Here is a 17,652-nt window from a genome sequence, read left to right as displayed (position 1 = left end):
GCTGGCGTTCACCGCCATGCACCCGGACGAGAAGCAAGCGCAGGCGGTCCTGTTCCTGCGCAATGCGGTGACCTACTACGCCCGCCTGGGCATCATCGTAAAGCGGTTGCTGACGGACAACGGTGCAGCCTTCCGCTCGCGCGACTTCCGGGCAACCTGCATTGAACTGGGCATCAAGCACAGCTTCACGCGGCCCTACCGGCCGCAGACCAACGGCAAGGCAGAGAGGTTCATCCAGTCCGCGTTGCGAGAGTGGGCCTACGGCTGGACCTACCAGAACTCGGCCCATCGAACCGATGCCCTGGCAAGCTGGCAACACCACTACAACTGGCATCGCCCGCACAGCGGTATCGGCGGCATCGCGCCCATGGCCAGACTCAACTCGTCAAGAAACAACCTCTTGACGCTTCACAGCTAGCCGGCCTTGGGGCTGCGCCGCACGGTCTTCTTGGCGGCGGCTGCAGGCGCCGCACTGCGGCCCGCCGTCTTGCGGCTTCCCCGTGCCGGAGCCGCGGCTGGCTTGGTCTCGCTGCGTTGCAGTTCGGCCTCGAGCGCCGTCACGCGGGCCTGCAGCGCGGCATAGTCGGCGGCCGACGGCAGGCCGAGCTTTTCGAGGGCCCGTGCCACGCGCTCTTCGAAAATGTTCTCGAGCTTGCCCCACTGGCCCGCGGCCTTGGTACCGAATTCGCTCGCGAAGCCGGCCATGCGCGTCTGCGCCTGTGCCAAGGTTTCCTCGGCGGCCGCCTGGGTTTTCTTCTGCATGCCGGCGCCGTCTTTCACCAGCGCCTCGAAAGCCTTGCTGCCTTCCTGCTGCATCTTGGCAAAGGCGCCGAGTCCCGCCAGCCAGATCTGCTGGGCCGAATCCTTGATGCGGTCGGCGCCCTTGTTGTTGCCGTTTTCGTCGTCCTGGGTAGCCATGCGAAATGTTCCTGTGAAAACAATCGGGCTACTCTAGCCGCAAGACGGCTCTCTCATTAGAGCTTCGCGTCTATGAGCGAAGCCTCGGGGGCTAGGCCTTCCCGGCCGCGCGGCTGGCGTCGAGGTGCAGCTTGGCCCGTTCGGCCAGCGCCATTTCGCCCGGGGTGCCCGGCACGAAGGGCTGCACCGGCAGCGGCCGGCCGTGCGAATCGACCGAGACGAAGACGATCAGGCACTCGGTGGTCTTGTCCATGGTGCCGCCCTTCATGTCGCCGCTGCGCACCTCGACCGAGATGTTCATGCTGGTGGTGCCGGTGTAGGCCAGCCGGGCCTCGACCTCGACCAGGTCGCCGATCATGATCGGATGGTGAAAGCGGATGCTGCCGATGAAGGCCGTCACGCAGTAGCGCTTGGCCCAGCTGGTGGCGCAGGCGTAGCCGGCTTCGTCGATCCATTTCATGACGGTGCCGCCATGGACCTTTCCGCCGAAGTTGACGGTGCTGGGCTCGGCCAGAAATCGAAGGGTGATGGAGGACATGCGCCGCCTTTTCTGTGGGCCGTTGGTGGGAGTCCCGATTATGCGAGCGCCCGCCGGCTGCCGCGCTCGCCGCCGGTCGGCGCGGTGCGCACGTTCAGCCGCCGCCGAACAGCTCCGCGAGCGTGCGCCGGAGCCAGGCGTTGCCGGCATCCGCATGGAATCGCTCGTGCCAATGCTGCTTCACGGCGTAGGCGGGCAGTTCGAAAGGCGGCTCCAGCAGCTTTACCGGCTCCTGCGTGGCCAGCACTTTTCCGAGGATGCTGGGCACGATCACGATGAGTTCGGTGTGCGCCACGATGCGCGCCACGCTCAGGAAGCTCGAAAGGCTGGTCACCACGTTGCGCTTCAACCCCAGCCGCGCAATGGTCTTGTCGACAATGGCGTGGCCGGTGCCCGACGAGGCCACCACCGCATGCGCCTCGGTCTCGAAACGCTTGCGCGTGAGCCGCTCGCCGATGCGCGGGTGGTTGCGCGCCGCCAGGCAGACGAAGTTCTGCATGAAGAGCGTCTGCTGGTAGAAGCCCGCGTCGAGCTGCGGCATGAAGCCCACCGCCAGGTCCACCGCGCCGTCCTCCAGCCGGCGTGCGCTTTCGGTGGAAATGATCTCGGTCTCGATGCGCACCCCGGGGGCTGCCTGCCGCAGGTGGTCGAGCAGGCCTGGCAGCAGCACCACCTCGCTGATGTCGGTCATGCAGATGCGAAAGCTGCGCGCCGCGGTGGCGGGATCGAAGCTGGCTTGCCCGCCCTTGGCCCGGTTCAGCCTGTCGAGAATGTCCAGCACCAGCGGCTGGATCTGCCGCGCGTAAGGCGTGGGCTCCATGCCGCGCGAGGTGCGCACGAACAGCTTGTCGCCGAAATGCGTTCGCAGCCGGGCCAGCGCCGTGCTGGCCGCGGACTGGGAGATGCCCAGGCGCTCGGCGGCGCTCGACACGTTGGCCGTCTTGTAGACCTCGTCGAAAACCAGCAGCCATTCGAGATCGAGCTGGGCCATGAAACATCTCCTTTGCCGCCACCACTATCGAAAAACACGATCGCAGCTATCGCCGTGGCTGCATTGCGCCAATAGTAGTACCGGCGGAAGATCACTGCTCCCCAGGAGACAAAGGCCGCACGACCGCCGACCCGCCATGAATCCATCAGCCCAGAAACCAGCCGCCCCGGCACCAGCCAATGCCGCGGAGCGCCGCGACTACTACGAGCGCATCCGCCCGCTGAACCTCACGCCGCTGTGGGAGTCGCTGCATGCCCTGGTGCCGCGTGAGCCCACCACGCCCTGCGTGCCGGCGCTCTGGCGCTATGACGAGATCCGCCCGCTGCTGATGGAATCCGCCGGTCTCATCACCGCCGAAGAAGCGGTGCGCCGCGTGCTCGTGCTCGAAAACCCGGCGCTGCCCGGCAACTCGTCCATCACCCAGTCGATCTACGCGGGCCTGCAGCTCATCATGCCGGGCGAGGTGGCGCCTTCGCACCGCCACGTGCAATCGGCGCTGCGCTTCATCGTCGACGGCAAGGGCGCCTACACCACGGTGGGCGGCGAGCGCACCACCATGTACCCGGGCGACTTCATCATCACGCCTTCATGGGCCTGGCACGACCATGGCAATGAGGGCGTCGGCGGCACGGTCGAGCCGGTGGTCTGGCTCGACGGGCTGGACATTCCGATGCTGCGCTTCTTCGACGCCGGCTTTGCCGAGAACGACGATGCCAAGGTGCAGCACGTGGCGCGCCCCGAGGGCAACAGCCTCGCGCGCTTCGGCCACAACATGGTGCCGGTGCGCCACGACCATGTGTCGCCCACCTCGCCGATCTTCAACTACCCCTACGCCCGCAGCCGCGAGGCGCTGGCCCTGCTACAGAAGCAGGAAGCGCCCGATGCCTGGCTGGGCCACAAGCTGCGCTACATCAACCCGTTGACCGGCGGCGCGCCGATGCCCACCATCGGCACCCACCTGCAACTGCTGCCCAAGGGCTTTGCCGGCAAGACGCACCGCGCCACCGACGGCGCCGTCTACAGCGTGGTCGAGGGCCGCGGCGTTGCCGACATAGCGGGCCAGCGCTTCGAATTCGGCCCGCGCGACACCTTCGTCGTGCCGTCGTGGGCACCGCTGCGCCTCTCGGCCGCCGGCGAAGACGTGGTGCTCTTCAGTTTTTCCGACCGTCCCGTGCAGCAGGCCATGGGCGTGCTGCGCGAAGCCTTTCTCGAAGACGCCTGAAAGCCGGCCTCACTTCTTCTTTTTTTCTTTTCTTCTTGTCTTGACCATGTGCCGCCGCGCGCGGCAGGAGCCCTCATGTCCTTCGTCTTCACGCCTCCTTCCATCGTCGGCCTGCCCATCGTGGGTTCGAGCGACCTGTTCCCGGTGCGCCGCGTCTACTGCGTGGGCCGCAACTACGCGGCGCATGCGCGCGAGATGGGCTTCGACCCCGACCGCGAGCCGCCGTTCTTCTTCTGCAAGCCTAACGACGACGCCTCGGTGGTGCCCGTGGCCGAAGGCGCGACCGGCGCCATTCCCTATCCGCCGCTCACCAGCAACTACCACTACGAAGCCGAGCTTGTCGTCGCCATCGGCAAGGGCGGCAAGAACATTGCGGTGGAACAGGCGGCCAGCCACGTCCACAGCTATGCCGTGGGCCTGGACATGACGCGCCGCGACCTGCAGATGAAGATGCGCGAAGCCGGCCGGCCATGGGAAATCGGCAAGGCCTTCGATTTCTCGGCGCCCATCGCGCCGCTGCGCACGCTCGCCGACGTGGGCGAGATCAATGCCGGCGCCATCACGCTCGAGGTCGACGGCCAGATCCGGCAGAACAGCGACATCACGCACCTGATCTGGTCCGTGAACGAAGTGATCGCCAATCTCTCGACGCTTTTCACGCTGCAGCCCGGCGACCTGATCTTCACGGGCACGCCCGAAGGCGTGGGTGCGGTGAAGCCCGGGCAGACCCTCAAGGTGAGCATCGACAAGCTCCCTTCGCTCACCGTGCGTATCGACTGATCGCGTCTTGCGCAGAAGAGGCCCCACGATGAGCACAGTTCCCCCGAAGAATCCCCCCGCCGTGCTGCTCGTCGGCGGCGGCATCGGCGGCATGGCGGCCGCGCTGGCGCTGGCGCGCCTGGGCGTTTCCATCGACCTGCTCGAGCAGAGCGCCACCATCGGCGAAATCGGCGCCGGCCTGCAGCTCGGACCCAACGCTTTTGCAGCGCTCGATGCATTGGGCGTGGGCGAAGCGGTACGACGCAACTCGGTGTTCACCGACCGGCTCGTGATGATGGATGCCGTCGATTGCGGCGAGGTCGCCTCGGTGCCCGTGGGCGAGGCCTTCCGCGTGCGCTTCAAGAATCCGTATGCGGTGAGCCACCGCGCCGACTTGCATGGCGCCATCCATGAGGCGGTGAAGCAGCATCCGCTCATCCGCTTTCACACGTCGGCGCAGGTCGAGTCGATCGACATCGGCAGCGGCAAGGCGCAGGGCGTGGTCGCCGTCACGCGCGACGGCCGGCACTTCAAGGCCGACGCCATCGTGGGCTGCGACGGCGTGAAATCGGTGGTGCGGGCGAAGCTCGTCGGCGACGAACCGCGCGTTTCGGGCCACGTGGTGTACCGCGCCGTGGTGCCGGTGGCCGACATGCCGGCCGACCTGCGGTGGAACGCCCCCGTGGTCTGGGCCGGGCCCAACTGCCACCTGGTGCACTATCCGCTGCGCCATGGCGAGCAATACAACCTGGTCGTCACCTTCCACAGCCGCGAGCAGGAAGAGTGGGGCGTTTCCGACGGCAGCAAGGAAGAGGTGCTGTCGTACTTCGAGGGCGTGCATGCGCGACCGCGCCAGTTGCTCGACCGGCCGACCTCGTGGCGCCGCTGGAGCACGGCCGACCGCGACCCGGTGGAGCGCTGGAGCCAAGGCCCCGCCACGCTGCTCGGCGACGCCGCGCACCCGATGATGCAGTACCTTGCGCAAGGCGCCTGCATGGCGCTCGAAGACGCGGTCACGCTCGGTGCCGCGGTGCAGGCCTGCGATTTCGACATGCCGGCCGCCTTCAAGCTCTACGAGGCCGCGCGCATTCCACGCACCGCCCGTGTGGTGCTTTCGGTGCGCGAGATGGGGCGGCTCTATCACGCCAGGGGCGTGGAGCGGCTGGTGCGCAACAGTCTCTGGGTGGGCCGCACGCCCGAACGCTTCTACGATGCGGTCGAATGGCTTTATGCCTGGCGGCCCGAACATTGCCTGGACGACGCGCCGGAGCGGCTGCGGCCGCTCGCTGCGGCCAGCGCCGATGCGGCCGCCGTGCTTTCGCCGCACTGAAAAAGAGCGGAACAGAACAGATTTCTTCGAGCATCATTATTCGAGGCCACAGGCCCAGGAGACAACAAGCCATGAACTTTTCGTCACGCGCATTGCTGACGGGCATCCTTGCCCTGACCGCCGCCGTCGTCAGCACCGGCGCCCTGGCGCAGGCCAGCGACTATCCGAGCAAACCGGTGACGCTGATCACGCCCTTTGCCGCCGGCAGCGGGCCCGACGCTGTGCTGCGCCTTGTTTCGGACAAGCTCTCGCGCCTGTGGAGCCAGCGCGTGGTCGTCGACAACCGCCCCGGCGGCGGCGGCTTCATCGCCATCGACCAGGCCCGGCGCGCGGCACCCGACGGCTATACGCTGCTGCAGCTCGACAGCGAGCACATCGCGGCACTGCCGCACCTGTACAAGTCGCGCAACTTCGTGACGCTGCAGCACTTCGACCCCGTGGCCTCGCTGTTTCGCACGCCGTTCTTCGTGGCGGTGTCCAGCGAGTCGAAGTGGAAGAACATGAGCGACCTCATCGCCGACGCCAAGGCGAATCCCGAAGCCATCGTCTACGGCTCGTGGGGCGTGGGCAGCCCGGGCCACCTGGGTGCGCAGCAGCTCGAGGCGCTCACGGGCATCCGCATGCGGCACGCGCCGTATCGCGAGGTCTCGCAGCTGTATTCGAACGTGGGCACCGGCGAGGTCCCGTGGGCTTTTGCGAGCATTCCGTCGAGCCAGGGAATCTACAAAGCCGGCAAGCTGCGCTACATCGCGGTGGCGGCACCGAAGCGCATCCCCCAGATGCCCGATGTGCCGACCATGGCCGAGGCGGGCGGCCCCGCATCGCTCGAGGTGAACTCTTTTGTCTCGTTGCTCGCGCCCAAGGGCGTGCCGGCGGCGGTCAAGGCGAAGATCAACGCCGATGTGGCCAAGGTCATTGCCGATCCCGAGATCCGCGCCCGCTTCGACACCTTCGCCTTCGAACCGCTGGCCTGGTCGCCCGAGGAAATCGAGCGCAACGCCGAGGCCAAGTCCAAGGTGTACGGCGATCTGGTCCGCCGGGGCAATATCAGCCTCGAGTAGCTGTCATCATTACGTTTTTTCACATTTAGCTCACCTTCCATGCAAGCAACCAAGAGAGCCCTCCTGATCGCCTGCGGCCTGGCAGCCGCCGCCGCGCTGCCGTTGACGGCCAATGCACAGAACAACAATGCCTGGCCGACCAAGCCGATTCGCCTGGTCGTGGGTTTTCCGGGTGGTTCCACGCCCGACATCGCGGCCCGCACCATCGCCGAGCCGCTGGCCAAGGCGCTCGGCCAGCCTGTGGTGGTGGACAACAAGCCCGGCGCCTCGGGCAATATCGCGGCCGACATGGTGGCCAAGGCCAACGACGACCACACGCTGGGCATCGTCATCAACGGCAATCTCACCTCGTCGAAGATGCTGTACCCCCGGCTGCCCTACGACCCGGCGAAAGACTTCACTTATCTCTCGCTGATTGCCACGGCGCCGCTGGTGCTGGTGGCGCAGAACAGCCTGCCCTCGGGCACCGCTTTCTTCGATGCGGCCCGCAAGGGCGGCGACAAGTGGAACTACGGCTCGGTTGGGGTCGGCTCGGTCGGCCACCTGGGCATGGAACTGCTGAAGAGTCGCGTGCCAGGCTTCAACGCCGAGCACGTGCCTTACCAGGGCAATCCGCAGGTCGTGACCGCCATGCTGGGCGACCAGGTGCAGATGGCCCTCATTCCGCCGGGCGTGGCCATGCCGCAGGTGCGTGCCGGCAAGCTCAAGGCCATCGGCCTCACGGGCGGCCGCAGCGCGCTCGTGCCCGAACTGCCGCCGCTGGCCGAAGCCGGCGTGCGCGACTTCTCGCTCGAGGTGTGGGTGGCGCTGCTCGGCCCCGCCAACCTCTCGAAGACCGCGCAGGCCCGAATCAGCCGCGAGGTCGAAATCATCATGAAGCAGCCCGAAGTGCGCCAGAAGCTCTTCGAGCAGGGCTGGCAGGCAGTCGGCACCTCGCCGGACGGCATGCGCCTGCGCGTGAAGGAAGAGGCCGCGATCATGACCAAGATCATTTCGGCCCGCGGCATCAAGATCCAGTGATGACAGCAGCAGCCAAGCAGAAGACCCTCACCGAACCGGCGCGCGAGCTGCCGGTCTTCGGCGAATACGACGTGGTGGTGGTCGGCGGCGGCCCTGCCGGCATTGCCGCCGCCGTGAGCGCGGCGCGCCACGGTGCGAACACGCTGCTGGTGGAACGCTACGGCTTTCTCGGTGGCATGGGTACCGCGGGCGGCGTGACCAACTTCGCGGGCCTGTACGGCAAGCGCAACGGCGAGATGACGCTGCTGGTGCGCGGCGTGGTCGACGACCTGCTCGCGCGCATCGACGCGCTGGGCGGCCTCAATACCCCGCAGGACGGCATGCAGGGCCGCATCCGCGTGCGCTCCTACGACACCTCGGCCTACAAGATCGCGGCCGACCAGTTGCTGTCGGACGCTGGCGTGCACCTGCTGTTCCATGCGTGGGCGGCGGCGGTGGTGCGCGATGGCGACCGCATTGCGGCGCTCGTGGTCGAGACCAAATCGGGCCGGCAGGCGATTCGCGCCAACGCATTCATCGACGCCAGCGGCGATGCCGATGTGGCCGCCTTCGCGGGCGTGCCCTTCGAAGTGGGCGACGGCCACGGCAGCGGCTTGTTCCCGACCACCATGTTCCGCGTCGGGCAGGTCGATGCGCCCGCAGCGCTTGCTGCCGTGGGCGAGTTCAAGGCCATCAACGACCTGATGGCGCGGGTGCAGGCGCAAAAGCCGGGCGTCTACCAGTTTCCGCGCGAAGGCGCGATCCTGCGGCCCAACATCGATCCGCGCGAATGGCGCGCCAACGTCACGCAGATCCGCAATGCGGCGGGCCGTGCGATGAACGGCGTCGACGCGCGTGAACTCACCGAAGGCGAGCTCGAAGGCCGGCGCCAGATTGCCGAGTACTTCAAGTTCATGAAGGCCGAGGTGCCCGGCTTCGCAAAGTCGGCCATCGTCGAAATTGCGCCGCAGGTCGGCATTCGCGAAACGCGCCGCATCGAGGGGCTTTATGCGCTCACGGGCGAAGACATCCTGTCATCGGCGGCGTTCGACGACAGCATCGGCATCAACGCCTGGCCGATGGAAATGCACGCCGACGGCCGCATCGAATGGGCCTTTCCGCGTGACGACAGCCGCACCTATAACCAGCTGCCCTGGCGCATGCTGGTGCCGCGCACGGTCGACAACCTGCTGGTGGCCGGCCGTTGCGCCGCCATGACGCACGAAGGCCAGTCGGCCGCGCGCGCGAGCGGCGGCTGCTTTGTGATGGGGCAGGCCGCGGGTACGGCGGCGGCTTCGCTGGGCAGCCGCTCGAAGTTCGCCGAGGTCGATGTGCCTGCGCTCCAGAAGAAGCTGATCGCGGACGGCGCCGATCTCGATCGTTGAGCCCCTGGCGGGGTGTTGGCTGACCGGCCCGCGACAGCCCGCGGGCCCGGCCTTTGCTATGGTTGCGGGTTGATTCTTCTTGCTGACGCCCGACAGCCTTTTCTTCCGATGACCACCGACCCCGCCACCGCCGCCCGTCTTGTCGACGAACTTGTCGCGCTCATGCAGCTCGAGCCGCTCGGGGGCGACAAATTTCTGGCCCAGAGCGAAGACATCGGCACGCCCGCCGTGTTCGGCGGCCAGGTGCTCGGCCAGTCGCTCGCGGCCGCGAGTCTCACGGTGGGCGCCGACCGGCCCGTGCATTCGATGCACGCCTACTTCCTGCTGCCGGGCGAGCACGCGCCCATCGAATACAGCGTGGACCGCGTGCGCGACGGCCGCAGCTTCACCACGCGGCATGTGGTGGCACGCCAGCAGGAGCGCATCATCTTCGAGATGTCGGCCTCCTTCCAGACAGTGGATGACGGCGTCGAACACCAGTTCGCCATGCCTGCAGTGGAGGGCCCCGAAGGCCTGGTGAGCGAACTCGACCAGCGCATCGCGCTCGGCGACCGCCTGCCCGAACGCTGGCGCATCAAGGGCCTGGAGCCGCACGGCATCGAATACCGCCGGGTCGAGGCCGATGACTTGCTGACGCCGGAGGCGCGCCCCTCCGAAAGCGCCATCTGGATGCGCGCGATTGCGCCGCTGCCCGACGACCCGGTCGTGCACCGCGCGCTGCTCGCCTATGCGTCCGACCACGGCCTGCTGCGCGCTGCGATGCTGCCGCACGGCCTGAGCTTCATGAGCGGCCAGGTGCGTCCCGCGAGCCTCGACCACGCCATGTGGTTTCACCGCGATTTCCGCATGGACGACTGGCTGCTGTACGTGCTCGACTCGCCGAGCGCGAGCGGGGCGCGCGGCTTGTGCCGCGGCAGCCTGTATTCGCGCGACGGGCGGCTTGTGGCTTCCACGGCGCAAGAGGGGATGCTGCGGGTCAAGCGCTGAGGAAGTGTTCGGGCGTTGGGTGCTGCTGTTCAGGGCGGCGCACCCGCCGACGGGGTACCTTGCTCCGCGAATGTCCCCCGGCCTGCGGCCTCCTCCTTTATTTCGCTGCGCAAGGCACCCCATCGACGTGAGCGTTGCAAAGAGCGGTGGTTGATCAGCGGTACACCACGAGCGTGCCCAGGTGCACAGGGCATCGGGTACTCCCCGCAGCGAAATAAAGGAGGAGGGCGAAGCCCGGGGGACATTCGCGGAGGGGAGTACCCGGTGGCCTTTGCACGCGCCCCGAACAAAGCCCAGCCTTTGCACTCGCCCCGAATCCTTGGCCAAATACGGCTAGTCGCCAACTGCGCTCTCTACAATTGCATGCATGTGTCCCAGGATGCCCCGCTTTCCCATTCGTCGCCGGCAGTCGGGCTGCTCGCGACCGACGCCTCCCTGACGGCTGCGCAGTGACGTGCGGCGGCCGCCGGCCCCCGCGACACCCATCGGGCAGACAGCCGGCCCGCCTTTCTGCTCGTGTCTTGTCTTGTGTCGTCCATCGGATGGAGGCGGGGCCGTTCTACTTTTTCTCATGTCTTCTCCACACAGCCGCTTGCGAGCCGAATGGTTCCCGAGCATTCCGCGCGAATTGATGGCCGGCGCCGTTGCCACCTTCGCCCTCATTCCCGAAGTCATCGCTTTTTCGTTCGTTGCCGGTGTCGATCCGGCCGTCGGGCTTTTCGCTTCGTTCGTGATCAGCATCGTCATTGCTTTCACCGGCGGAAGGCCCGCCATGGTCTCGGCCGCGGCGGGGTCGGTGGCGCTCGTGGCCGCACCGCTGGTGCATGCGCACGGCTTGCCCTACTTGCTGGCAGCCGGCGTGCTGGCCGGCGCCATGCAGATCCTGTTCGGCCTGCTGCGGCTCGGCGTACTGATGCGCTTCGTTTCCACGTCGGTGCGCACGGGCTTCGTCAACGCGTTGGCCATCCTGATCTTCGCGGCGCAGATGCCGCACTTCATCGGCGCCAACACGGCCACTTGGGCCATGGTGGCGCTGGGGCTTGCCATCATCTACCTGCTGCCGCGCATCACCACGGCCGTGCCGTCTCCGCTGGTGTGCATCGTGGTGGTCACGCTTGCGGGCCATTGGCTGGGCCTGCCGCTCAAGACCGTGGCCGACCTGGGCCACTTGCCCGACGCGCTGCCCGCCTTTGCCTGGCTCTCGGTCCCCATGTCGCTCGAAACGCTGCGCATCATCGCGCTGCCGGCGTTCGCCATTGCGATGGTCGGGCTGCTCGAATCGATGATGACCGCCAGCGTGGTGGACGACCTTACCGACACGCCGAGCTCCAAGAACCGCGAATGCAGCGGCCTTGGCGTGGCCAACGTCGCGGCGAGTTTCTTCGGCGGCATTGCGGGCTGCGGAATGATCGGCCAGACCGTGAGCAACGTGCGCTACGGCGGGCGCGGCCGGCTGTCGACGCTGTTCGCCGGGGTCTTCTTGCTGATTCTCATGGTGCTGCTCAAGCCCTGGGTGTCGCAGGTGCCGGTAGCGGCGCTGGTCGCCATCATGGTGATGGTGTCGGCCTCCACCTTCGACTGGGGCTCGCTGCGCACGCTGGTGCGCCATCCGCGCATGTCGAGCGCGGTCATGCTCGCGACGGTGGCCGTCACGGTCGCCACCGACAACCTGGCTGCGGGCGTGGCCACCGGCGTGATGCTGAGCGGCGTTTTCTTCACCTTCAAGGTCGCGCGGCTGCTGCATGTGCATACGGAAACCATCGATGAAGGCGGCATGCGCCTCTACCGGGTGAGCGGCCAGGTGTTCTTCGCATCGGCCGACATGCTGGTGGATGCCTTCGACGTGCGCGAGATCGACGGCGCGCCGGTGCACATCGATGTGTCGCAGGCGCACTTCTGGGACGTGACCGCGGTGGCTGCACTGAGCAAGGTGGTCGAGCGCCTGCGCAAGCACGGCAGCGTGGTCGAGGTCAGGGGGCTCAACCAGGCCAGCCGCGATCTGATCCTGCGGCTCGACGCGGCGCCCGACTGAGCTGCGAACGCCAGGTCCGCGCATCACGTGCCGGGTGTAAGGCATGGGTCCTAGGTAATTCTCCCCATGAGCCGGGCGGTGCCTTGGACCTAGCCTTTCCGGTTCCCGTCGGATGTCCGATGGACCGGAAAGGCGCTCATGAAAATTCCCGCCCCGGTGCTGACGAACATGCGCCGCACCATTCAGTCCTACGAAGACTCCGCGCGCGAGTACGACGCGATCGTGGCGGACCACCCGCCGCCCGAGATCGAGGATGCGCTGCGCCGGATGATGCAGCTCGTCCCCGCCGGTGGCGCCGTGCTCGAGATCGGTTCCGGCACGGGGCGGGATGCCGACTTCATCGAGTCGTTGGGCGGCGTCGTCAGGCGCACCGATGCGGCGCAGGCCTTTCTCGATCTGCAGGCGGAGCGCGGCAAGAAGGGCGAGTTGCTCAACGTCGTCACGGATGCGCTGGGCGGGCCCTACAGCGCGATCCTCGCGATGGCCGTGCTGATCCATGTCGATCGCGCGCAGGTCGCGCCGGTCCTGCGCAAGGTGTTCGACGCGCTCGAGCCTGGCGGGGCCTTCCTGGCGGGTATGCGCATCGGCGAGGGCGAGACGAACGGCGACTACCAGACCGTGTACTGGGCGAAGGACCGGTTCGCCGACGAGCTTGCTGCGGCCGGCCTGCGAATGCAATGGGACACGCAGTGGATCGGCCGCGAGGGCGTGACGTGGGTCAGCTTCCTCGCGTCTCGTCCGCGGGAGTGAACGCAGAGGCCTACACGCCGAGGTAGCGCGTCCAGAGCGAACGATCGGCGTCGAGCGCGGCCGAGTCGCCCTGCCACACCACGCGCCCGCGCTCCAGGATCACATGGCGGTCGGCCAGCGGCAACAGGCGCTGCACGTACTTGTCGACCACCAGGATCGCCTCGCCCTCTGCCTTGAGCGTGGCGATGCAATGCCAGATCTCCTCGCGGATCACCGGTGCCAGGCCCTCGGTGGCCTCGTCGAGGATCAACAGGCGCGGATGCGTGGAAAGTGCGCGCGCAATCGCCAGCATCTGCTGCTCGCCGCCGGAAAGCTGGTTGCCCGCGTTGGCCTTGCGCTCCGCGAGCCGCGGAAACAGGCTGTACAGCGCCTCGACCGTCCAGCGCGGCGCGCTGCCCGGCCGGGGCCGTGCGAAGGCGCGCAAGTGCTCGTCTACGCTGAGGTTCGGAAACACGTGCCGCCCCTCAGGCACGATCGCCACGCCGCGCCGTGCGATGGCGTCGGGCTTGTGCCCGCCGATGGCATCGCCGCCGAAATGCACGCTGCCGCGCATCGGCGCGAGCGTGCCGGTCAGCACCTTCAGCAGCGTGCTCTTGCCCATGCCGTTGCGGCCGAGCAGCGCGAGCACTTCGCCCGCGCGGATCTTCAGGTCGATGCCGAACAGCACCTGGCTCGCGCCGTAGCCCGCCTCGACGGATTTCGCGTCGAGCAATGTGGTGGTCGCGTTCATGCGTGTCCCTCTGCTTCCGTACCGAGGTACACCGCCTGCACGTCGGGGTGCCCGCGCACTTCGTCTGCCGTGCCGCTCATCAGCACGCGGCCCTGCACCAGCACCGTGAGCCGGTCGGCCAGGCGGAACACGGCGTCCATGTCGTGCTCGATCAGCAGAATGGCCATCGACTCGCGCAGCGATTCGATCAGCTCCACCATGCGCGCCGATTCGTCGGGGCCCATGCCGGCCATCGGCTCGTCGAGCAGCAGCAGCTTGGGCTCGGCCGCGAGTGCCAGCGCCACGTCGAGCGCGCGCTGCGCGCCGTGCGGCAGCGTGCCCGCAATGCGGTGGCGTTCGCTGCCCAGGCCGACCCGCTCGGCCAGTGCCACGGCACGTTCCACCAGGGCGCGCTCGTTCGCGCGCGGTGCCATGAAGCGCAGGCTGCTGCCCGCATGGGCCTGCGCCGCGAGCATGAGGTTGTCGTGCACCGTTTCCTTGGCAAAGACGCGCGTCACCTGGAAGCAGCGCGACATGCCGGCCGCCACGCGCTGGTGGTCCTTGAAGCCGGTGATGTCCTTCTCGTCGAGCAGGATGCGCCCCGCGTCGGCCTGGAGCAGCCCGGTGATCAGGTTCACCAGCGTGGTCTTGCCCGCGCCATTGGGCCCGATGAGCGCATGCACTTCGCCGCGCTCGACAGTAAGGTTCACATGGTCGGTTGCGAGCAAGCCGCCAAAGCGCTTGACCAACCCTTCGATTCTGAAAAGGCTCATGTCTTACTCCCTCGCCCCTCTGGGGAGAGGGCCGGGGTGAGGGGCAAGCGGCGCTTGTAGAGTGCAGCAAGCCCTTTAGGCGCCCACAACGCCACAGCAATCAACAGCAAGCCAAGCGGCATGTGCCAGTGCTCCGTGTGCTGCTTCAAAAACTCCTCGAGCAGCAGCCACACGATGGCGCCCACCGGCCCGCCCCAGCTGCGCCCCAGCCCGCCGATGACGACCATCACCAGCAGCGTGGCCGATTGCGTCCAGTGCATCGTCGCCGGGCTCACGAACCCATTGCCGCCCGCGAGCAGCGCACCCGCCAGGCCCGCAATGGCGCCGGCAATCGCGAAGGCCACCAGCTGCAGCTTGAACACCGGATAGCCCAGCGCCCGCATGCGCGTCTCATTGTCGCGAATGCCCATCAGCGCATGGCCGAAGCGCGACTGCGTTGCACGGTGCAGCCAGATCAGCGCCAGCGCAACCAGCGCCAGCACCACCCAGTAGAAGTTCGATTCGTTGCCGAGGTCGAGCCCCGGCAGCAGCGTCGGCCGGCTCATGAGCGTGTAGCCGTCGTCGCCGCCATAGCGCCGCAGCGACACCACCACGAAGTACAGCATCTGCGCGAACGCCAGCGTGGTCATGATGAAGTACACGCCGCGCGTGCGCAGCGCCACCGTGCCGATCAGCGCCGCGACGATGCCGGCGACGAGCATGGCCGCGGGCCACATCACCCAGGCCGACATCACGCCCGCGTCGCTGAGCGCCACCACCGTGTACGCGCCCATGCCGATGAAGCCCGCATGCCCGAGTGCCACCATGCCCCCGAACCCGAGGATGAAATTGAGGCTCGCCGCCGCGAGCGCCACCACGAGCACGCGTCGCACGAAGCCGATGTAGAAGTCGAGCCCGAGCAGCGGTGCGACCAGCGGAAACGTCGCGAGCAGCACAAAGAGCAGCCCGAGTCCGATATAGCGTGAGGAAGACTTCATGTCACGACCGTGCCGAGAAAAGGCCGGAGGGCCGGAAGATGAGGACGACCACCATCAGCGCGTACATCGCGACTTCGGCGAACAGCGGCCCCAGGTCGGCCGCGGTGGCCGGTGGCAGCGTGGCGCGCAGCAGCATAGGCACGAAGGCGCGGCCGATGGTGTCGACCACGCCCACCAGCAGCGCGGCCACGAAGGCGCCGCGCACCGAACCGATGCCGCCGATCACCAGCACCACCAGCGCCGGAATCAGGATGGCTTCGCCCATGCCCACCTGCACCGCGACGATGGGCCCCATCAGCGCGCCGGCCAGTGCGGCCAGCGCCGCGCCGAGCAGGAACACGCCGTTGAAGATGCGACCCACGCGCACGCCCATCAGCTCGGCCATCGGCCGGTCCGAAGCGCCCGCGCGCACCCGCATGCCGATGCGCGTGTGGTTGACCAGCAGGTAGAGCGCGAGCGCCACCAGCAGCCCGCCGGCAAGGATCACGAGGCGGTACGAGGGGTAGGGCAGGCCGTCCACCAGCTCGATAGGGCCCGACAGGGCGGCCGGCGTCGGCGCCATCACCGGCGACGGTCCCCAGGCCATCTTGACGATGTCGTCGGCCACCAGAATCACGCCGAAGGTGGCGAGCACCTGCGCCAGGTGGTCGCGCGTGTAGAGGCGCCGCATCAGCAGCACTTCGAGCAGCAGCGCCACCACCACCGTCACCGCCACTGCAATGACGATGGCCGCGGTGAACGAACCGGTGCGCGTGTGCGCCTCGGCCGCCACGTACGCGCCCGACATGAAGAGCGAGCCGTGCGCGAGGTTCAGCACGTCCATGATGCCGAACACCAGCGTGAGCCCCGCCGCCAGCAGGAACAGCATCAGCCCATAGCCGAGGCCATTGAGCAGCTGCTCGAGAACGAGGATGCCGCTCACTTGAGGGAGCACTTGTCGGCGTACGAGTCGCCGTAGTTGGTCAGGACCGTGTTGATCAGCTTGTTCGTGACCTTGCCTTGTGCATCCTTGCCGATCACGCGCAGATAGAAGTTCTCGATCGGGAAGTGGTTGTTCGCATACTTGAAGCTGCCGCGCGTCGAAGCGTAGTTGGCTTTCTTCAGCGCCGCCAAAACGGCTTCGCGGTTCTGCGCGTTGCCGCCGGCCTGCTTCACGGCCGCGTCCATCGCAAGAATGGCGTCATAAGCCTGCGCCGCGTACACCGACGGATAGCGGCCGTTGTATTCCTTGCGGAACGCGGCAACGAAGGCCTTGTTGGCGGCGTTGTCCAGGTCGTGCGCCCAGTGCGAGGTGTTGAACAAGCCGAGCATCGGCTCGCCCACGGCGCCGATCACGTCCTCGTCGGCCGAGAAGCCGCTGGTCACCAGCGTGATGTCCTTCGACAGGCCCGCGCCCACGAACTGCTTGATGAAGTTGATGCCCATTGCGCCGGGCAGGAAGAAGTAGATGGAGTCGGGCTTGGCCGCGCGCAGCTGCGCGAGTTCGGCTGCGTAGTCGATCTGGCCGAGCTTGGTGTAGAGCTCGTCGGCCACCTGGCCCTTGAACTGGCGCTTGAAACCGCCCAGCGCGTCCTTGCCGGCGGGATAGTTCGGAGCGATCAGCACCGTCTTCTTGAAGCCGCGGTCCTGTGCGAACTTGCCGGCGGCCTCGTGGAACTGGTCGTTCTGGTACGCGGTGCCGAAGAAGTACGCATTGCACTGGGCGCCCGCGAACTGGCTCGGCCCAGCATTGGCCGAGAGGTACGGCACCTTGGCGTTGAAGAGCGTCGGGCCCACGGCCAGCGCCACGTTCGAGCCGATCGGGCCGCTGAAAATATCGATCTTGTCGCGCTGGATCATGCGGTCGACCAGCTGCTTGGCCTGGTCGGGGCTGCCGGCCATGTCGGCCTGCACGAACTCCACGTCCTGCCCGCCGAGCTTGCCGCCCAGCTGCTTGATGCCGAGCGCAAAGCCGTCGCGCGCCTCGGCGCCCAATGCCGCGAAAGGCCCCGAGATGTCGAGCGCCAGGCCCACCTTGACGGGTGCGGCCATGGCCGATGCCGCGCCGCCAAGGGCTGCGCCGCAGAGCAGCAGCGAAAGCAGGGTGCGCGGCAGCGCGGGCAACTTCGGGGACGGGTGGCTCATGGATTCTCCGGGCAAAGGAAGGGTGAAACGACGCTCCTGGTGCCGCGCCATGCAGCACCCGAGACATCGAACCGTTGATAGCTAAATACTTTAACCA

At 67.3% G+C, this 17,652-nt stretch carries 17 protein-coding genes and 1 pseudogene; 10 read left to right on the top strand and 8 right to left on the bottom strand.

Features of this window, described 5'->3' with window-relative positions; all coding sequences use genetic code 11:
• A partial coding sequence (locus tag ABIC94_RS15880) for an integrase core domain-containing protein (RefSeq protein WP_354373961.1) occupies positions 1-418 on the top strand: 418 nt, incomplete at its 5' end.
• Here ABIC94_RS15880 and ABIC94_RS15875 read toward each other — a convergent pair.
• From ABIC94_RS15875 to ABIC94_RS15865, 3 genes are all read right to left on the bottom strand, one after another.
• Entirely contained in the window at positions 415-918 is a 504-nt protein-coding gene (locus ABIC94_RS15875) for a phasin family protein (protein ID WP_354373960.1), read from the bottom strand. The genes ABIC94_RS15880 and ABIC94_RS15875 overlap by 4 nt on opposite strands.
• Positions 919-1,009: 91 nt before the next feature.
• Positions 1,010-1,456 carry an acyl-CoA thioesterase gene (locus ABIC94_RS15870; RefSeq protein ID WP_354373959.1) on the bottom strand — a complete coding sequence of 149 codons (447 nt, stop codon included), beginning with the start codon at positions 1,454-1,456 and terminating at the stop codon, positions 1,010-1,012.
• Positions 1,457-1,550: 94 nt separating this feature from the next.
• Positions 1,551-2,447, bottom strand: a complete 897-nt coding sequence (locus ABIC94_RS15865) for a LysR family transcriptional regulator (RefSeq protein WP_354373958.1) — start codon at positions 2,445-2,447, stop codon at positions 1,551-1,553.
• Positions 2,448-2,583: 136 nt separating this feature from the next.
• Here ABIC94_RS15865 and gtdA point away from each other — a divergent pair, with 136 nt between their 5' ends.
• The 9 genes from gtdA (at position 2,584) to ABIC94_RS15820 (ending at position 12,972) form a co-directional block, all read left to right on the top strand.
• A complete protein-coding gene (gene gtdA, locus ABIC94_RS15860; protein WP_354373957.1) occupies positions 2,584-3,669 on the top strand; it encodes a gentisate 1,2-dioxygenase in 1,086 nt (361 codons plus the stop codon).
• 75 nt (positions 3,670-3,744) lie between these two features.
• The gene (locus ABIC94_RS15855; RefSeq protein ID WP_354373956.1) at positions 3,745-4,449 is read left to right on the top strand and encodes a fumarylacetoacetate hydrolase family protein; all 705 of its coding nucleotides are present in this window, start codon (positions 3,745-3,747) and stop codon (positions 4,447-4,449) included.
• 28 nt (positions 4,450-4,477) lie between these two features.
• Positions 4,478-5,758, top strand: a complete 1,281-nt coding sequence (locus ABIC94_RS15850) for a 3-hydroxybenzoate 6-monooxygenase (protein ID WP_354373955.1) — start codon at positions 4,478-4,480, stop codon at positions 5,756-5,758.
• Positions 5,759-5,829: 71 nt separating this feature from the next.
• On the top strand, positions 5,830-6,819 hold the full coding sequence (locus tag ABIC94_RS15845) for a Bug family tripartite tricarboxylate transporter substrate binding protein (protein ID WP_354373954.1): 990 nt from the start codon (positions 5,830-5,832) through the stop codon (positions 6,817-6,819).
• Between the two features lie 39 nt (positions 6,820-6,858).
• A complete protein-coding gene (locus ABIC94_RS15840) occupies positions 6,859-7,839 on the top strand; it encodes a Bug family tripartite tricarboxylate transporter substrate binding protein (RefSeq protein ID WP_354373953.1) in 981 nt (326 codons plus the stop codon).
• Positions 7,839-9,203 carry an FAD-dependent oxidoreductase gene (locus tag ABIC94_RS15835; RefSeq protein WP_354373952.1) on the top strand — a complete coding sequence of 455 codons (1,365 nt, stop codon included), beginning with the start codon at positions 7,839-7,841 and terminating at the stop codon, positions 9,201-9,203. The genes ABIC94_RS15840 and ABIC94_RS15835 overlap by 1 nt, the downstream gene beginning before the upstream one ends.
• A 108-nt stretch (positions 9,204-9,311) precedes the next feature.
• Entirely contained in the window at positions 9,312-10,190 is an 879-nt protein-coding gene (locus tag ABIC94_RS15830; protein ID WP_354373951.1) for an acyl-CoA thioesterase, read from the top strand.
• Positions 10,191-10,761: 571 nt separating this feature from the next.
• Positions 10,762-12,222, top strand: coding sequence for a SulP family inorganic anion transporter (locus ABIC94_RS15825; RefSeq protein WP_354373950.1), 1,461 nt, complete (start codon positions 10,762-10,764; stop codon positions 12,220-12,222).
• Between the two features lie 138 nt (positions 12,223-12,360).
• Positions 12,361-12,972 (top strand): class I SAM-dependent DNA methyltransferase, encoded by a 612-nt coding sequence (locus tag ABIC94_RS15820; RefSeq protein ID WP_354373949.1) that lies wholly within the window; start codon positions 12,361-12,363, stop codon positions 12,970-12,972.
• 10 nt (positions 12,973-12,982) lie between these two features.
• Here the strand turns inward: ABIC94_RS15820 and ABIC94_RS15815 are convergent.
• The 5 genes and pseudogenes from ABIC94_RS15815 to ABIC94_RS15795 all read right to left on the bottom strand — a co-directional run.
• Positions 12,983-13,621: pseudogene (locus tag ABIC94_RS15815) on the bottom strand (ABC transporter ATP-binding protein); the annotation flags it as partial.
• Positions 13,622-13,698: 77 nt separating this feature from the next.
• Positions 13,699-14,454 (bottom strand): ABC transporter ATP-binding protein, encoded by a 756-nt coding sequence (locus tag ABIC94_RS15810; protein ID WP_354373947.1) that lies wholly within the window; start codon positions 14,452-14,454, stop codon positions 13,699-13,701.
• The gene (locus ABIC94_RS15805; protein ID WP_354373946.1) at positions 14,451-15,431 is read right to left on the bottom strand and encodes a branched-chain amino acid ABC transporter permease; all 981 of its coding nucleotides are present in this window, start codon (positions 15,429-15,431) and stop codon (positions 14,451-14,453) included. The genes ABIC94_RS15810 and ABIC94_RS15805 overlap by 4 nt, the downstream gene beginning before the upstream one ends.
• Position 15,432: 1 nt before the next feature.
• Positions 15,433-16,353: a branched-chain amino acid ABC transporter permease gene (locus ABIC94_RS15800; protein WP_354373968.1), complete on the bottom strand. Its 921-nt coding sequence runs from the start codon at positions 16,351-16,353 to the stop codon at positions 15,433-15,435.
• Positions 16,350-17,555 carry an ABC transporter substrate-binding protein gene (locus tag ABIC94_RS15795; protein ID WP_354373945.1) on the bottom strand — a complete coding sequence of 402 codons (1,206 nt, stop codon included), beginning with the start codon at positions 17,553-17,555 and terminating at the stop codon, positions 16,350-16,352. The genes ABIC94_RS15800 and ABIC94_RS15795 overlap by 4 nt, the downstream gene beginning before the upstream one ends.
• Positions 17,556-17,652 lie beyond the last annotated feature (97 nt).

It is taken from the genome of Variovorax paradoxus, assembly GCF_040544635.1.
Lineage (GTDB): Bacteria > Pseudomonadota > Gammaproteobacteria > Burkholderiales > Burkholderiaceae_C > Variovorax > Variovorax paradoxus_R.
Note: the sequence above shows the minus strand (reverse complement) of the source record. Positions and strands in the feature narration are given on the sequence as shown.

Excerpts from the sequence above, each read along its gene's own strand:
- ABIC94_RS15875 (WP_354373960.1), bottom strand. The coding sequence starts at position 918 with ATGGCTACCCAGGACGACGAAAACGGCAACAACAAGGGCGCCGACCGC.
- ABIC94_RS15870 (WP_354373959.1), bottom strand. The coding sequence starts at position 1,456 with ATGTCCTCCATCACCCTTCGATTTCTGGCCGAGCCCAGCACCGTCAAC.
- ABIC94_RS15865 (WP_354373958.1), bottom strand. The coding sequence starts at position 2,447 with ATGGCCCAGCTCGATCTCGAATGGCTGCTGGTTTTCGACGAGGTCTAC.
- gtdA (WP_354373957.1), top strand. The coding sequence starts at position 2,584 with ATGAATCCATCAGCCCAGAAACCAGCCGCCCCGGCACCAGCCAATGCC.
- ABIC94_RS15855 (WP_354373956.1), top strand. The coding sequence starts at position 3,745 with ATGTCCTTCGTCTTCACGCCTCCTTCCATCGTCGGCCTGCCCATCGTG.
- ABIC94_RS15850 (WP_354373955.1), top strand. The coding sequence starts at position 4,478 with ATGAGCACAGTTCCCCCGAAGAATCCCCCCGCCGTGCTGCTCGTCGGC.
- ABIC94_RS15845 (WP_354373954.1), top strand. The coding sequence starts at position 5,830 with ATGAACTTTTCGTCACGCGCATTGCTGACGGGCATCCTTGCCCTGACC.
- ABIC94_RS15840 (WP_354373953.1), top strand. The coding sequence starts at position 6,859 with ATGCAAGCAACCAAGAGAGCCCTCCTGATCGCCTGCGGCCTGGCAGCC.
- ABIC94_RS15835 (WP_354373952.1), top strand. The coding sequence starts at position 7,839 with ATGACAGCAGCAGCCAAGCAGAAGACCCTCACCGAACCGGCGCGCGAG.
- ABIC94_RS15830 (WP_354373951.1), top strand. The coding sequence starts at position 9,312 with ATGACCACCGACCCCGCCACCGCCGCCCGTCTTGTCGACGAACTTGTC.
- ABIC94_RS15825 (WP_354373950.1), top strand. The coding sequence starts at position 10,762 with ATGTCTTCTCCACACAGCCGCTTGCGAGCCGAATGGTTCCCGAGCATT.
- ABIC94_RS15820 (WP_354373949.1), top strand. The coding sequence starts at position 12,361 with ATGAAAATTCCCGCCCCGGTGCTGACGAACATGCGCCGCACCATTCAG.
- ABIC94_RS15810 (WP_354373947.1), bottom strand. The coding sequence starts at position 14,454 with ATGAGCCTTTTCAGAATCGAAGGGTTGGTCAAGCGCTTTGGCGGCTTG.
- ABIC94_RS15805 (WP_354373946.1), bottom strand. The coding sequence starts at position 15,431 with ATGAAGTCTTCCTCACGCTATATCGGACTCGGGCTGCTCTTTGTGCTG.
- ABIC94_RS15795 (WP_354373945.1), bottom strand. The coding sequence starts at position 17,555 with ATGAGCCACCCGTCCCCGAAGTTGCCCGCGCTGCCGCGCACCCTGCTT.